This is a genomic window from Pontibacter saemangeumensis, from assembly GCF_039541895.1.
In the GTDB taxonomy this organism is placed as follows: Bacteria; Bacteroidota; Bacteroidia; order Cytophagales; family Hymenobacteraceae; genus Pontibacter; species Pontibacter saemangeumensis.
Genome location: NZ_BAABHC010000004.1, coordinates 121,114 through 135,266, shown reverse-complemented (window position 1 = coordinate 135,266; position 14,153 = coordinate 121,114). Strand labels below are relative to the sequence as shown.

The 14,153-nt window shown below is 53.6% G+C and carries 12 protein-coding genes; 6 read left to right on the top strand and 6 right to left on the bottom strand.

Translation table 11 applies throughout. The features are described from left to right. Positions 1–55: 55 nt before the first annotated feature. From ABD920_RS05185 to ABD920_RS05175, 3 genes are all read right to left on the bottom strand, one after another. Entirely contained in the window at positions 56–418 is a 363-nt protein-coding gene (locus ABD920_RS05185) for a CoA-binding protein (RefSeq protein ID WP_345157292.1), read from the bottom strand. Between the two features lie 197 nt (positions 419–615). Further along, positions 616–2,196, bottom strand: coding sequence for an NAD(P)/FAD-dependent oxidoreductase (locus tag ABD920_RS05180; protein WP_345157291.1), 1,581 nt, complete (start codon positions 2,194–2,196; stop codon positions 616–618). Positions 2,197–2,429: 233 nt separating this feature from the next. Beyond that, the gene (locus ABD920_RS05175; RefSeq protein ID WP_345157290.1) at positions 2,430–3,392 is read right to left on the bottom strand and encodes a tryptophan 2,3-dioxygenase family protein; all 963 of its coding nucleotides are present in this window, start codon (positions 3,390–3,392) and stop codon (positions 2,430–2,432) included. Positions 3,393–3,725: 333 nt separating this feature from the next. Between ABD920_RS05175 and sdaAB the strand changes: the two genes are divergently transcribed. The 6 genes from sdaAB to ABD920_RS05145 all read left to right on the top strand — a co-directional run bounded on the left by sdaAB (position 3,726) and on the right by ABD920_RS05145 (position 10,580). After that, complete coding sequence (gene sdaAB / locus ABD920_RS05170; RefSeq protein WP_345157289.1) at positions 3,726–4,403, top strand: L-serine ammonia-lyase, iron-sulfur-dependent subunit beta; 678 nt, start codon at positions 3,726–3,728, stop codon at positions 4,401–4,403. Positions 4,404–4,415: 12 nt separating this feature from the next. Next, complete coding sequence (locus ABD920_RS05165) at positions 4,416–5,879, top strand: TolC family protein (RefSeq protein ID WP_345157287.1); 1,464 nt, start codon at positions 4,416–4,418, stop codon at positions 5,877–5,879. A 6-nt stretch (positions 5,880–5,885) separates the two neighbouring features. Next, positions 5,886–7,292, top strand: coding sequence for an efflux RND transporter periplasmic adaptor subunit (locus tag ABD920_RS05160; protein WP_345157285.1), 1,407 nt, complete (start codon positions 5,886–5,888; stop codon positions 7,290–7,292). Between the two features lie 20 nt (positions 7,293–7,312). Then, on the top strand, positions 7,313–8,302 hold the full coding sequence (locus tag ABD920_RS05155; RefSeq protein WP_345157284.1) for an NAD(P)H-dependent glycerol-3-phosphate dehydrogenase: 990 nt from the start codon (positions 7,313–7,315) through the stop codon (positions 8,300–8,302). A 421-nt stretch (positions 8,303–8,723) separates the two neighbouring features. After that, a complete protein-coding gene (locus tag ABD920_RS05150; protein ID WP_345157282.1) occupies positions 8,724–9,122 on the top strand; it encodes a (deoxy)nucleoside triphosphate pyrophosphohydrolase in 399 nt (132 codons plus the stop codon). Positions 9,123–9,182: 60 nt separating this feature from the next. Then, positions 9,183–10,580, top strand: coding sequence for a methyltransferase RsmF C-terminal domain-like protein (locus tag ABD920_RS05145; RefSeq protein ID WP_345157281.1), 1,398 nt, complete (start codon positions 9,183–9,185; stop codon positions 10,578–10,580). Positions 10,581–10,988: 408 nt separating this feature from the next. Here ABD920_RS05145 and ABD920_RS05140 read toward each other — a convergent pair whose 3' ends face one another. The 3 genes from ABD920_RS05140 to ABD920_RS05130 all read right to left on the bottom strand — a co-directional run bounded on the left by ABD920_RS05140 (position 10,989) and on the right by ABD920_RS05130 (position 14,123). Then, a complete protein-coding gene (locus ABD920_RS05140) occupies positions 10,989–12,173 on the bottom strand; it encodes a class I SAM-dependent rRNA methyltransferase (protein WP_345157280.1) in 1,185 nt (394 codons plus the stop codon). A 104-nt stretch (positions 12,174–12,277) separates the two neighbouring features. Next, entirely contained in the window at positions 12,278–12,859 is a 582-nt protein-coding gene (locus ABD920_RS05135) for a Maf family nucleotide pyrophosphatase (RefSeq protein ID WP_345157278.1), read from the bottom strand. Beyond that, on the bottom strand, positions 12,825–14,123 hold the full coding sequence (locus ABD920_RS05130) for a DUF1015 domain-containing protein (RefSeq protein ID WP_345157277.1): 1,299 nt from the start codon (positions 14,121–14,123) through the stop codon (positions 12,825–12,827). Before ABD920_RS05130 ends, ABD920_RS05135 begins: the two co-directional genes overlap by 35 nt. Positions 14,124–14,153 lie beyond the last annotated feature (30 nt).

Here is a 14,153-nt window from a genome sequence, read left to right as displayed (position 1 = left end):
TTTTATACGTCCCGAATTTTACCGGGTTTTAGTTTGTATAATAATTTTTTTAAAATCAATAACTATCCGTAGCCAGCATCACAAGCGTGCAATGGTGCAGCGTCTGGATGTTGGCTTCCTCCGCTAGGCGCTCCAGCTCCTGATTCTCGGTGCCAGGATTAAAAATTATGCGCTTTGGCTTCAGGCCAATGATATAATCATACCAGGAGGGTTGGTTCTGAGGCCCAACATATAAAGTTACGGTGTCCACATCGGCAATGCCTTCCGCTTTATCTGTCACAATCGGAATACCGCCTACCTCAGCTTTTTTTATGCCGACCGGCACCACTTCATGGCCATGCTGTTTCAGCCGGTGCACGGCTTTGTAGGCATAGCGCGTCGGGTTATCTGTGGCACCCAAAACAACTGTCTTTTTCATATATAATTTCTTCAGTTCAACAAAAGTAACAAGCATAGCAAAGCTTATTTCAGCCCAAAGACTATTCCCGGATTGCTTTCAAAACGCACAACCGGCCTTACGTTTTATCTATGCTGCTCCTGTATTTTACTCTATCCAGGCTAATTTGTTAGTTTTATTGAGCTGTAGACCGGGCATTTGGCGGCTTCCTATATTTACTATTTAACAGCAACACCAGCTTTGCGCGCGGCCATTTCCGCGCACCGCTCGCCGTCCATCGCCGCCGACACAATACCTCCTGCATAGCCGGCGCCTTCGCCACAAGGGTACAGGCGCTTTACCTGCACATGCTCCAGCGTGTCGCGGTCGCGGGGAATGCGGACAGGGGAGGAGGTGCGGCTTTCCACGCCGACGATCTGCGCCTCGTTGGTGAGGTAGCCCCGCATTTTATTTCCGAATGCTTTGAAACCCTCGCGCAGGCGGTAACTCATTTCCTCTGAAAAAAGGGCATTCATATCCACAGAGGCCAGTCCGGGTTGGTAGGATGTCTCCAAAAGTTGTCCGCTGGTTTTGCGGTTCGTAAAATCCTGCAGCAGCTGGGCCGGGGCTGCCTGCGTTCCGCCGGCCAGTTGGCAGGCTTTCTCCTCCAGGGCCTGCTGCATGCGCAAGCCAGCAAGCGGCCCGTATTTCCTGAGCTCCATATCCTCCAGTTCCACCGCCACTACAATACCGGAGTTAGAGAAGCGGGAGTCGCGGCGGCTTGGGGACATGCCGTTCACCACTACCTCGCCGGGCGCTGTGGCAGAGGGCACTATGAAGCCGCCCGGGCACATACAGAAGGAGAAAATGCCGCGCTGCCTGTTCTTGTAATGCGTCTGGTGCACCAGCGCGTAAGAAGAGGCCGGGAGGTAGGGGCCACGGTCCTCCAGCCTGTACTGGATGCTGTCGATCAGGCTTTGCTGGTGCTCCACCCGCACGCCCATGGCAAACGGCTTGGCTTCGACTGTGATGTCCTTGGCGTGCAGCAGCTCGAAAATATCGCGGGCACTATGGCCGGTGGCTAAGATAACCGCTTCCCCCATATACGCCATGCCGTCCTGCGTAACCACGCCGCGCATCTCGCCCTGCTCCATTACGAAATCAGTGACGCGTTTGTCGAACAGCACCTCTCCACCCGCTGTGCGGATGGTTTCCCTCATGTTCTCGATGATTTTCGGCAGTTTATTGGTGCCAATGTGCGGGTGCGCGTCGAACAGGATGTAGGGGGTGGCACCGTGCTGCACGAATATGTGGAGTATGCGCTGCAGGTCGCCACGCTTTTTAGAGCGGGTATATAGCTTTCCGTCTGAGTAGGTCCCGGCGCCTCCTTCCCCAAAGCAGTAATTTGAATCAGGGTTCACAGTATGCTCCTTGTTGATGGCGGCCAAGTCGCGCCGGCGGCTGCGGACGTCTTTGCCGCGTTCCAGCACCACCGGCTTCATGCCCAGTTCGATACAGCGCAAGGCTGCAAACAAACCGGCTGGTCCGGCACCAACAATCACCACCTGCCTGGCATTGGTCACATCCGGGTAATGATATTTGGGGGGAAGTACTTCGGCAGGAGGGTTATCAAGGTATATATCCGCCCTCACGCGCACCAGCACCTCGCGGCCCCGGGCATCCACGGAGCGCTTCACGCGGTGCACAAACTTTATATCCTCCGGGTTTAAGCGGGCACTTTTCAGGATTTCGTGCTCCAACTGGTGTGCATCAAAGGCAACCTCCGGAGCCAGCACCAGCTCAAGTTCTTTTTTTCTCATATAGGTATGGGTAAGGGATCTATCCTTAAACCTTTTTGATTGTTGATTGCTGAATTGTTAGTTGTTTAAGAACAAGGTTGAATAGTTAGTAGTTCGGTATTTCAACTAAAACAAAACAGTCATATATAGACATTCGGTTGTATTATGGCAAAAATTATATATTATCTTCCATGAAAAATATTTGATGGCGTATCACACCTATATATAAACAATTAATTACTTACATTCAGCAACTAAACATCTTTCAGCACCTTCTCAACCCAGCCTTTGCCCCATTCCTCTACTTCCTGCGCTGTCCACAGCTCCGGGTAAAAAATGCGCTTCTGGAAACGCGGCGGCAGGTACTTCTGCCAGTTCGTGCCTCCGGTGGCTGCGATGATCTCCGGGTCTTTCTGCAGGTAGCGCACGGCTGACTTATAGTGCATGAGCGGCCAGTTCACGTTCACGTTGCTGTCGAGCAGGCGCATCGCATTCGTTATTTTCGGATCCTGCTGCACCTCCGGCGGCAACCGCTTGTAGACCGACCAGAGATTCTTGTGCTCGTACTCTTTCGCAAATTGAATGAGCTGGTCCGTGTACTTCTCCTCAAACCGCAGCAATGTCAGGGTTTTTGTGCCTGAGGCGACCTCGGTGGCCCCTTCTTTCCAGTAGATACAGCCGATCATCTCTTCCTGCGTGCTTTGCAGCCCCAGCGCCGCGCGCCTGGCCTTGTCCACGAGGTTGCGCAGGTCGGTGGAGGCGATCTCCACCAGGCGGTACTGCACCGACTGAAACCCGCTGGCCGGCATCAGCGCCATCCGGAACTGCAGAAACTGCTTCGGGTCCATCCCTTCCACCATCACATCAAACGAGCTGATCAGGTTGTCGAAGTAGCGGTTGATGCGCTTGATGCGGCGCACGAACCACTCAGGCGTGAGCTGCGGATCGTCCCCGATCTGCCGGTACTCCTCGAGGCAAAGCTTAAAGTAAAGCTCCGTGATCTGGTGGTACATGATGAATATTTTCTCATCCGGAAGGTTTGTGCGGGGGTTTTGCAGGCTCAGGAGCGTGTCGAGGTGTATATAATCCCAGTAATTGAGGAAGTCAGTGTGGTACAACCCTTCCAGGTAAGCCGCCAGGTTCTGGCCCAGAGGCACGTATTTTTCCTCCAGCCGCTTTAGCTGCTCCAATACCTCGGGATCAAAATGGTGCTTCATATTAGCTGATTATATAGGCAAGTTGACGTTCCGAAGCACAAATAACGCAAATATGTGCTATCGCAACCAGTGTGCTTCTAAATAATTGCGTTCGCAACTAAATCCATATATAGGCGCGGGCGCAGGCAACCCTTTCCGCGGAATTGGCATCTACAGGATAGACCCGGTCATTTATGAGTGATAGCAGCCATGTGTTTGATGGAGGCTCTGCCTGTTTTTGTAGATGGAAACGCGGGGTTGGTCTATTAATCCCTGAATTAATATTATAATGCAGCAAAACTCTTACTTTATCGCTAAATTTGATTTTTGCGATATTTTAGCGGTAAAAGGTGTATGGCCGAGAGGAGCAGTGTTTTTGATATGATCGGCCCTGTCATGATCGGGCCTTCCAGCTCGCACACAGCCGGGGTTGTTCGCATCGCCCGCGCCGCGATCCGTATTTTGGGCGCGCCTCCGGAGGAAGCGATCGTTACCTTTTATAATTCCTTTGCCCGCACCTACGAGGGCCACGGCAGCGATAGGGCCATCGTGGCGGGCTTGCTCGACTTTAAAACGGACGACAAGCGCATCAAAGACGCTTTTGCCCATGCCGCCGACCGGGGGCTGAAATACACCTTCAGGTCCATCGGCAACGCATCCACCATGCACCCCAACACCATACGGCTGAACCTGAAGGCTGCGGAACGGGAGGTAGAGGTAATCGGGCAAAGCAGGGGCGGCGGCGTGATCCGCATCGTGGAGGTGGATGGGTTCGCTTCTAACTTCTCAGCCACCCTGCACACCCTGATCATAGACGCCGGCGACGTGAAGGGCAGTATTGCCTTCATCGCCTCGGTGCTGGCGCACGACGAGTGCAACATCGCCACGATGAACGTGTCCAGGAAAGGGCGGCATGAACAGGCGCGGCAGTTTATCGAAATGGACTCCGGCATCAAGCCGATCACGCTCGAATACCTGCGGCAGCTGAGCTGGGTGAAGCACGTGGTCTATATTCCTAACATCGACCTATAAAAATAAAACACTATGAAAAGAATGTCAAAAAAGCTGCTTCTGGTCATCGGCCTTTCCGTATCGGGGATGGCTGGCGCTGTGGCCCAGCAGCAGGGGAGCGGCAGCGACGGCATCTGGTCTTTGGAGGAAGCCGTTAACTATGCGCGCGCGAACAACCTGCAGGTAAAAAGAAGCCAGCTCAACAAGGAACTCACCCAGACAGACCTGACGCAGTCAAAGTTCGGTCGGCTGCCTACCATCAACGGCGGTGCTTCTTACAACTTTAACTATGGTACTTATGTCGATCCGACGACATCTGAATTACGCTCCGAGCAAAGCCGCACCAGTAACTATCAGGTGAACGCCTCGCTGCCCTTGTTTATGGGCTTTCAGCAGATTAACTCCATCAAGCAGGCCGAGCTTGCTTTGCAGGCAGATGAGATGGCGGTGTTGTCGGCTCAGAACGATATTACTATTCAGCTGATCACCTCTTACCTGAATATTCTTTTTGCTGATGAGCTGATCAAAATATCACAGATGACGCGCGACCTCACGCAGCTGCAGTTGGAGCGCACCAGGATTCTGTTTGATGCCGGTAGTGTGGCAGAAAATGCGGTGCTCGACCTGGAGTCGCAGTATGCAGCTGATAACCTGGAGCTGATCAACGCCCAGAACCAGCGTGACATCTCCCGCCTGAACCTGATCCAGCTGCTGAACCTGGAGAACTCTGCCGATTTTCAAATCATCGTCCCCGAGATCCCGGAGCCCGACCAGGACCCTGTGCTGGTTGATGCCGCCCAGGTATATGATGTGGCGCTGCAAACGCTGCCGGCCATCCGTGGGGCAGACCTGCGGGTGTTAAGTGCGGCGAAAGCCCTAGATGTGGCTAGGGGAGCTTATTACCCCAGGCTATCTTTCTTCGCTGGTTTAAATACGTTTTATTCCAGTGCAAGGGATTTCCGTTTTGCTGAAGAAGGCCAGCTGCAGCCCACGCCCATCGGGTTCACGGACTCAGAAGGCACAAATCCCTTTATCATTTACACCCCCGCAACAACTTTCAGAAGAGAGACCTATGAGTTCTTTGATCAGTTAAGAGATGGCGTGGGTAAGAATTTCGGTCTGTCACTGCAGGTCCCGATCCTGAATGGGTGGCAGGTGCGCAGCAATGTGCAGCGTGCGAAGCTACAGCAGCGGGATGCGCAGATTAACGCGGACATTGCCCGCAACAACCTGCGCCAGACCATCGAACAGGCCTATGTGGATGCCCTGGCGGCACAGCGCAGGTACGTTGCCGCAAAAGAGCAGCTCAGGGCCGCCGAGAAAAACTACGGCAATGCACAGCTACGGCTGAACAGCGGGGTGATCAACACGGTGGACTTTAACATCGTGGCAAACAGCTACCGGGCTGCCCAGTCTAACCTGGCACAGGCAAAGTATGAGTACACATTTAAACTTAAAGTCCTGGATTTCTACCAGGGGAAAGACATCTCTCTATAAATAATTATGGCTAAGAAAAAATCAAAGCTGATCCCTATTCTCATTGGGGTGCTCGTACTGGTGCTGGTTGGGGTACTTGTTGCTAAGAAACAAGGCTGGATCGGAAAAGAGGAGGGCACCGAAGTAGTGCTGGCAGAAGCGAAGACAACAGAAATTGTAGAGAAAGTGAGTGCCTCCGGTAAAATTCAGCCGGAAACGGAAGTGAAGATAAGCCCTGACGTCTCTGGTGAGATCATTGAGCTGCATGTGGAGGAAGGTGACTCCGTGGTGAAAGGACAACTGCTGCTCCGTATCCGCCCTGATAACTACCAGTCGATGGTGGATGCGCAGGAAGCCTCCGTGAATACGATGAGGGCCAACCTGGCGCAGGCAAAGGCCCGTCTGGCGCAGGGAGAGGCTAACTTTGCGCAGGTGAAGCAGAACTATGACCGCAACAAGCCCCTTTTCGAACAGAAAGTGATCTCTCAGTCCGAGTGGCAGCAGATCAAGGCCAACTATGAGGCTACCAAGGCCGAAGTGGAGTCCACCCGGCAGAGTGTGCGCGCTTCGGAGTTCAATGTGCAGAATGCGCAAGCCTCCCTGAAAGACGCCCGAGAGAACCTGAACAAGACGACTATATATGCGCCGGTGAGCGGTACAGTGTCGAAGCTGAATGTGGAGCAGGGCGAGCGCGTGGTGGGCACCTCGCAGATGGCCGGTACCGAGATCATGCGCATCGCTAACCTCAACAACATGGAGGTGCGCGTAAACGTGAATGAGAACGATATTATACGGGTAGCCATGGGCGATTCTGTGGATGTGGAAGTTGACTCTTACGCCAGCCGCGATGAGAAATTTAAAGGAGTGGTGACGGCAATCGCCAACACCGCCAAAGACGCCACCACCCTGGAGGCCGTGACTGAGTTTGAGGTCCGCATCCGCCTGATCAACGATTCGTACAGCCACCTGGCAGATATAACCAGGCGCCCTTTCCGTCCAGGCATGACTGCTTCGGTTGACATCATCACTGAAAGAAAACCCAATGTCTTATCCGTACCTTTATCTGCCGTGACAACACGCTCGCCCAACGCCCCAGGTGGTGAAACAGCTCCTGAAAAGGACGCGGAGGAAGAGGAAGAAGAACAGGGTCCGCAGAACCAGCAGAATGCCCAGCAGGCCGCTGCCAACGCAGCCCCTGTAGAGGAAGTGGTGTTTGTGTATAACAGCGGCACCAACACCGTGGAGACTGTCAAGGTAAAAACAGGCATCAGCGATTTTGAGAACATCGAGATCCTGAGCGGCATTAAGGCAGGTCAGAAAGTAGTGGCCGGCCCGTTCAGGGCAGTCTCTCAGACCCTGAAAGATGGCGCCAAAGTAGCCGTGAAAGATGAAGAATCTCTCAACAAGCAGGCTATTGCCGCAGACACAGAGTAGCATTAACCGATACCAAACGTTTGGAAAAAGTAGCCATATTGGGGGGAGGAAGCTGGGCAACAGCACTGGCTAAAATCCTGTCAGAAAACAAAGCAAGAGTACACTGGTGGATGCGCAACAAGAAAGATGTGCAGCACCTGAACCAATACAAGCACAACCCGCGCTACCTGAGCCAGGTCTCGTTCGACCTAGGGTATGTGGAGCCATCTGCGGAAATTCAGTCTGTTGTTGCCGCCGCAGATTGGGTTATACTGGCTGTGCCAGCCGCCTTCGTACAACAGGCACTCACTGATTTACGCGAGGACGCTTTCGCGGGTAAAGTAGTGGTATCGGCTGTGAAAGGGATGATTCCAAAACAAAACATCCTCATCACAGAATACATGGAGCGGCAGTACCAGGTGCCGAATTCGCACCAGCTCGTGATTGCCGGGCCCTGCCATGCGGAGGAAGTGGCGCTCGAGAAACAGTCTTACCTCACCATCGGCTCGCACGATATCCCGACAGCAGAGCGTTTCTGTGGCCTGCTGCGCAACCGTTATGTAAAAGCCAACCCCCTGGATGACCTGGATGGCATTGAGTACTGCGCCGTGATGAAAAATGTGATCGCCCTTGCCTGCGGCATCGCCCGCGGCCTGAACTACGGTGACAATTTTCAGGCTGTGCTGGTATCCAACGCGATGTTCGAGATTGAGCGTTTCCTGGACGCCATGATGCCCATCCACCGCGACCTCAGCGGCTCCGCGTACCTGGGCGACCTGTTGGTCACAGCCTATTCACAGTTTAGCCGCAACCGCACGTTCGGCAACATGATTGGCCACGGTTACACAGTTAAATCGGCCCAAATAGAGATGAACATGGTGGCGGAAGGCTATTATGCCGTCCAAAGTATTTTCGAGCTGAACAAGCAGCTGAAGGTATCCATGCCCATCACAAACGCCGTCTACCATATCCTTTACGAACGCATCTCGCCGGCTGTAGAATTCGAGATACTCAAAGACAAGCTCAAGTAGAACTGGCTTTAAGAGGAGCGTGCGAAGCGGAAGCACATTATTTTTCTACAGCACACTATCGCTTGAATTCCCTATCAATTCAGCTTTCCCCTCTTATTCATATCAGCACTATATGATTAGTACCCCTAGCAGTTGGTTCATGCTCACTGCAACAAACCTGTCTGCAGTTTCCTCTCCCTGGAGGGGCTGGTTCTTTAAAATATCTTCATGCGCAGTATCTAGTTGAAAATGTAATAATATGATCCACGCTATATTACCAGGTATAAATTAGTCTCAAAAGCAGTAGCGGCATCAATAACATTCACAAATCAGCTACTGCCGAATCATTTTTTTAAAATTCCGCAAATTAATACGGGCTTTTTAACCCATTTATATAAATTTGTCGCGGCTATATATGGTTTAAGTAAAGCTATAGCGCGACATGATCACAAGAGTTACATGTGCCGTCATCGAGCAGTATGCGCGGGTGCTGATTACACAGCGCAGCAAGAGCATGCCTGATCCGCTGCTGTGGGAGTTTCCGGGAGGCAAAGTGGAGGCCGGCGAAACAGAAGAAGAATGCCTGGTGCGGGAGATACGGGAAGAGCTTAGCCTGCACATCACGCCGCAATTCCGCATGACGCCCGTTCTGCACCAGTTAGGGGATAACCCTGCGTTAGAACTCATCCCTTTCAGGTGCCTATATGATGGCGGCACCATTCAATTACTGGAGCATCGCAACTACAAGTGGGTCCACCCGCAGGATTTGCTCGATCATGATTGGTGCGCCCCGGATATACCCGTTGTAGAAGAGTACCTGCGCCTGTTAAAGGCGAGCTGACCTAACCAGCTCACACGGCGGCTTTCATCTGCCCCTGTTTAGCCGTACCTTTGCAATCCTATGCTACTCCCATCCACTTTTACAGAACGCATGCAGCGGTTGCTGGGCAACGAGTACGGTGCTTTTGTACAGGCCCTTCAACTGCCACCGCCGGTAAGCGTGCGTCTGAACCCTGGTAAAACAGCTGCCTTCCCTGCATTGCCAAGGGTGCCATGGGCATCGAAGGGCTACTATCTGCCGGAGCGCCCCGCCTTTACCCTCGACCCGCTCCTGCATGCCGGCTCGTATTATGTGCAGGAGGCAAGCTCTATGTTCCTGGAGCAGGCGCTGAAACAGGCCGTGGATGTACAACAGCCCCTGCATGTGCTCGATTTATGCGGCGCGCCCGGCGGCAAATCCACACACCTGGCAAGCCTGCTGTCGGAAGAAAGCTTGTTGGTGTCGAATGAGGTGATCCGGAGCCGCGCCTCCATCCTGGCAGAAAACGTAGCGAAGTGGGGGAGTGGCAACGTCTTGGTCACCAGCAACGACCCGCGGGACTTTTGCAGGCTGCACCATTTTTTTGATGTGATGGTGGTTGATGCCCCGTGTAGCGGCGAGGGAATGTTCCGGAAGGATCCGCAGGCGGTGGTGGAGTGGTCGGAGGAGAATGTAAAGCTTTGCGCGCAACGCCAGCAGCGCATCCTGACGGATGTGTGGGAGGCCCTGAAACCCGGAGGGCTGCTGATCTACAGCACCTGCACCTGGAACGAGCAGGAGAATGAGGCAAATATGGACTGGCTGGCTGCCCAGGAAAACGCCCAAAGTGTGCACCTCCGGCTGCAGCCGGAGTGGGGCGTGGAGCCCTCCCGGCAGCAGGGCGTGGAAGGGTACAGGTTTTACCCGCACCGTGTGCAGGGAGAGGGCTTTTTTATGGCCGTTATCCGGAAAGCTGGTGAGGCAAGGGTTGCGGATCACAGCAAAAGCAAAAAGAAGAAATACAAGCTGACGCTGGCAGGCAAGAAGGAGCAGGCGCTGGTGCAGGACTGGCTGCAGCAGCCGGAGCGGTATATATGGCTTCAGCACGGCGAAGTGATCTCGGCCTTACCCGCCAACCTGTTTGAGGCCGCCGACGAGGTATACCAGAACCTCTATGTGCTATATGCCGGCACCGAAGTGGCCGAGGTGAAAGGCAGGAAACTGAAGCCCCTGCAGGGCCTGGCGCTGTCGCAGCACCTGAACAAGAAGGCTTTTGCAACGGCTGAGCTGGACCTGGAGCAGGCAGTACGCTATCTCCGCAAAGAGGACATCAGCCTCGGCAGCAGTGGTAACGACTGGTTGCTCCTGCAATATAGGGATGTTCCGTTGGGCTGGGCAAAGCAGGTCGGGACGCGCATGAATAATTACTACCCCAAAGAATGGCGCATCCGCATGGATCTGCCGCAGGAGCTGCCTGTGTTTGATTTGCTACAACCTTAGGCTGTTACTCCTTCAGCTGAGTCTTTGAATCTGATGCTCCAGAAGAAAGCATCCTACGGAAGGAACAAGCTATATAGCCGAGGTTTTTCCTATCTTATTGAAAATCAAAGTATAATTCTGTCCAGTCACTCGCATGAAGATATTAGTCCACTATCAGTTGGTTCATGCGCATTGCAATTTGCCTGTCTGCAGATTCCCCTCCTCGGAGGGGCAGGGGTGGGTTCTATAGCACAGCTGCGTGCGCAGTATTCAGTTGATAATGGTATTTGCTCTTTACCCGCTGAAGGTTTATATATAAAATTCCTGCCTGTTTAAATCCTTTCTACCAGTAGCCTCTCCTAAATATATAAAGCAGTTTCGTCTGTAGGAGAGGTATAGGAGTTGCTAGGGATCGTGACACCAATTTTCTTACTCCACGAACAGCACCAGCCCCTTTAAGTACTCTCCTTCGGGGTGGAAGATGGAAATTGGGTGATCGGCAGGCTGTGAGAGGTGGTGCATGATCTTGATGTTGCGGCCCGCCTCAATAGCCGCAGCCATGACTGTGCTGTTAAAGAGATACTTGTCAACCACCTGCGAGCAGGAGAAGGTAAACAGGATTCCGCCGGGCCTTATCTTTTTCATCGCCTCGGCGTTCAGGCGCTTATATCCCATCAGCGCGTTGTGGCGGACCTTCTGGCTTTTCGCAAAGGCGGGAGGGTCCAGTATGATCACATCGTATAATTCCTCTTTCCCCTTCAGGAATTCGAAGGTATCGACAGCGAAAGCCTCGTGCCGCTCTGGCGCCTGGCTCAGCTCCCCGTTCTTGACCGTCAGCTCGATTGCCTTTTTCGATACATCCACCGAGTGCACCTCCCGGGCGCCGGCATTCAGCGCATATACCGAGAAACCGCCGGTGTAGCAGAAGGTGTTCAGGACAGACTGGCCTTTCGCATACTGCGCCAGCAGCGCCCTGTTCTCCCGCTGGTCAATGAAGAAACCGGTTTTCTGACCGCTTTCCCAATCCACAAAAAACTGGTTCTCGTTTTCAGTGACCACCACGCCGCCCGTAGACTCACCGAAGAGATAACCGTTTACAGCCTCTACCGGGGCCTTGGCCGGAAGCGATTCTGCGCTCTTGTCATATATGGCCCGCAGCCGGTGGCCATATATCTCCTGCAGCGCCGCGGCGATATGCTCCCGCACCCGGTACATCCCGACTGTGTGCGTCTGAATCACGGCAGTGTCCTTGTATATATCCACGATCAGGCCGGAGACGCCGTCGCCCTCCGCATAAACGAGGCGGTACACGTCCGTGTGCGGGTTGTCCGTCAGGCCCAGGCGGGTGCGGTAATCGTAAGCCTGCTGCACCTTGCGTTTCCAGAACCCAGCATCCGGCTCGGTTTGCTCAAACGAGAAAATTCGCACGGCGATCGATCCCGGGGCGTAATGCCCCATGGCCAGGAACTCGCGCTTGCTGGAGTACACCTCCACCACATCGCCCTCCTCCGGCTCCCCGTCTGCTTTTCTGATGGCACCGGAGAATACCCAGGGGTGCTGGCGCAGCAAGGAGTGCTCTTTGCCCGGCGCTAAATATAACTTGATAAAAGACATGCTGTTGAAATGCTAATATTGGAAGGAGGCGGTGCTATTGTGCCACCAAAACACAAAAGTACGCAATGAAATCAAATAATCGCGGCTACCAAACCGCCCGCTGCTCAGGCGACCACAATTCCTGAAGCCTGCAGCGCTATATATAGCTTCTGTACGGGCAACCCCACCACGTTAAAATAGGAGCCTTCTATGCGCTCGATGCCGATCATCCCGATCCATTCCTGGATGCCATATGCCCCAGCCTTGTCGTAGGGTTTGTAGTTGGCTATATAATAGTCGATTTCAGCCTCGGTCAGGCTTTTAAAGCAGACTTTGGTGGTGTCGTGGAAGACGGTTTTCTTTTCCCTGGTCAGCACACACACGCCGGTGATCACCTCATGCACCTTCCCGGACAATGCCTGCAGCATCTCGAAGGCCTCGGCATAGTCAGCAGGCTTGTTCAGAATGCGCTCTTCCAGGCAGACGATCGTGTCAGCGGTGATCAGGGCTTCATCCTGCAGATCGGCTATATAATGATCTGCCTTGTGCGAAGCCAGGTACTCGGCCACTTCGGCACGCTTCAGGTGCTCCGGAAAATCCTCGTGTACGTCTTTCACGCGTACCTCAAACCTGAGCCCGAGGCTCGCCAGCAGTTCCCTGCGGCGGGGGGAGTTAGAGGCAAGCAGCAGCGGCCGTGATAAATTCATCTTCTTTGATTGAGCTAAATAAAAAACCGCCTATCACCTTCGGGTAAAAGAAAGTCGACTTCTGTGGCATGATGGCCCCGCTGTAGCAGACGCGCTTCACCTGCTCCATGGTAATTTCGTTGGTGATCAGCGCCAGCCGCGCCTCCCCGGAATCAACCTGGCGGATGCAGGAAGTAAAGTTGCGGACGTAGCTGAGGCCACTGTAATCGCGCTGCGCCGTCCGGTATATGCCCAGCACCTTTTCAAAAATAAAATAATGCATCACTGTCAGGTCAAGGTCCTTTACCTCCTTCGGAAAATTCCAGTCAATCTGCGGGTGCACTTCCGGCTTTAACCTGATTTTAAAAGCATTTCCGCTCAGAAACAGCCCGAATGCCCACTGCTTGCCAACAATCACTTCGTTCAGCTCCAGCGGGTCTTCCTTTGGCGTGATGATAAAATACGCCTCCAGCCGCCGCAGAAACTCCTCGTCCGACAGTTCCATGTGCTTCAGCACGCGGTGCGTGGGAAGAATGCGCAGGTCATCGTGCTCGGAGTTAGTCAGGTACATGAGGTGGTAGTTGTACGGCTCGAAACCCGTGTGATCCGGGTTTTGGGTCATACGTTTTTTGCGGTATTCCAGCGAGCCCTCGTAGCGGTGGTGGCCGTCCGCCAGCAGCACCTGCTTCTCCTGAAGAGTTTTGACGAACAACCGGATCACTTCATGGTCATGGATGACGGCCAGCACATCGCGCGCACCCTGGTAATCCTCCGTCTCATAAAGGGGAGAAAGAATGCTCTCATCCATATAGGGCTCCAGCAGGAAAGCCGCGTCTGAATACAACCCGTGGGTAGGGCTGGTATTCATTTCCGTCTGTTCCAGCAGCGCTATGCGGTCGTTCACTGCGCTCGGTATCGTGTTTTCGTGGCGAAGCAGCACACCTTCCTTCCAATCATAAGCTTTGATATGGCAGATGAAGCCCTTTCGCACATATTCTTTGTCGCTGCCCGGTAAACGGAAATACTGGTAGTACACATAGATGCCCGGCAGGTGGTCCTGCAGCAACACGCCTGCATCTTTCCAGTCCTGCAGGGTGGCGGCCGCCTGCTTTGCCGGTTCGTCCCCAAGCGGAACCGTCAGGTGGATGCTGTTGAACGGGTTGCGGTACAACGCCTCCCGCTGCTTCTCCGACACTACGTCAAACAGAGGAGCGGTCAGTTGCTCGATTTGCCGGTCAAGGGAAGGGTTGTAGCGCCAGGCGCGCAAGGGTAGTATTTCAGCCATTGTATTTTATGTTGGGCGACAGGAGCAGGA

Excerpts from the sequence above, each read along its gene's own strand:
- ABD920_RS05175 (WP_345157290.1), bottom strand. The coding sequence starts at position 3,392 with ATGAAGCACCATTTTGATCCCGAGGTATTGGAGCAGCTAAAGCGGCTG.
- ABD920_RS05165 (WP_345157287.1), top strand. The coding sequence starts at position 4,416 with ATGAAAAGAATGTCAAAAAAGCTGCTTCTGGTCATCGGCCTTTCCGTA.
- sdaAB (WP_345157289.1), top strand. The coding sequence starts at position 3,726 with ATGGCCGAGAGGAGCAGTGTTTTTGATATGATCGGCCCTGTCATGATC.
- ABD920_RS05145 (WP_345157281.1), top strand. The coding sequence starts at position 9,183 with ATGCTACTCCCATCCACTTTTACAGAACGCATGCAGCGGTTGCTGGGC.
- ABD920_RS05150 (WP_345157282.1), top strand. The coding sequence starts at position 8,724 with ATGATCACAAGAGTTACATGTGCCGTCATCGAGCAGTATGCGCGGGTG.
- ABD920_RS05185 (WP_345157292.1), bottom strand. The coding sequence starts at position 418 with ATGAAAAAGACAGTTGTTTTGGGTGCCACAGATAACCCGACGCGCTAT.
- ABD920_RS05135 (WP_345157278.1), bottom strand. The coding sequence starts at position 12,859 with ATGAATTTATCACGGCCGCTGCTGCTTGCCTCTAACTCCCCCCGCCGC.
- ABD920_RS05130 (WP_345157277.1), bottom strand. The coding sequence starts at position 14,123 with ATGGCTGAAATACTACCCTTGCGCGCCTGGCGCTACAACCCTTCCCTT.
- ABD920_RS05160 (WP_345157285.1), top strand. The coding sequence starts at position 5,886 with ATGGCTAAGAAAAAATCAAAGCTGATCCCTATTCTCATTGGGGTGCTC.
- ABD920_RS05140 (WP_345157280.1), bottom strand. The coding sequence starts at position 12,173 with ATGTCTTTTATCAAGTTATATTTAGCGCCGGGCAAAGAGCACTCCTTG.
- ABD920_RS05180 (WP_345157291.1), bottom strand. The coding sequence starts at position 2,196 with ATGAGAAAAAAAGAACTTGAGCTGGTGCTGGCTCCGGAGGTTGCCTTT.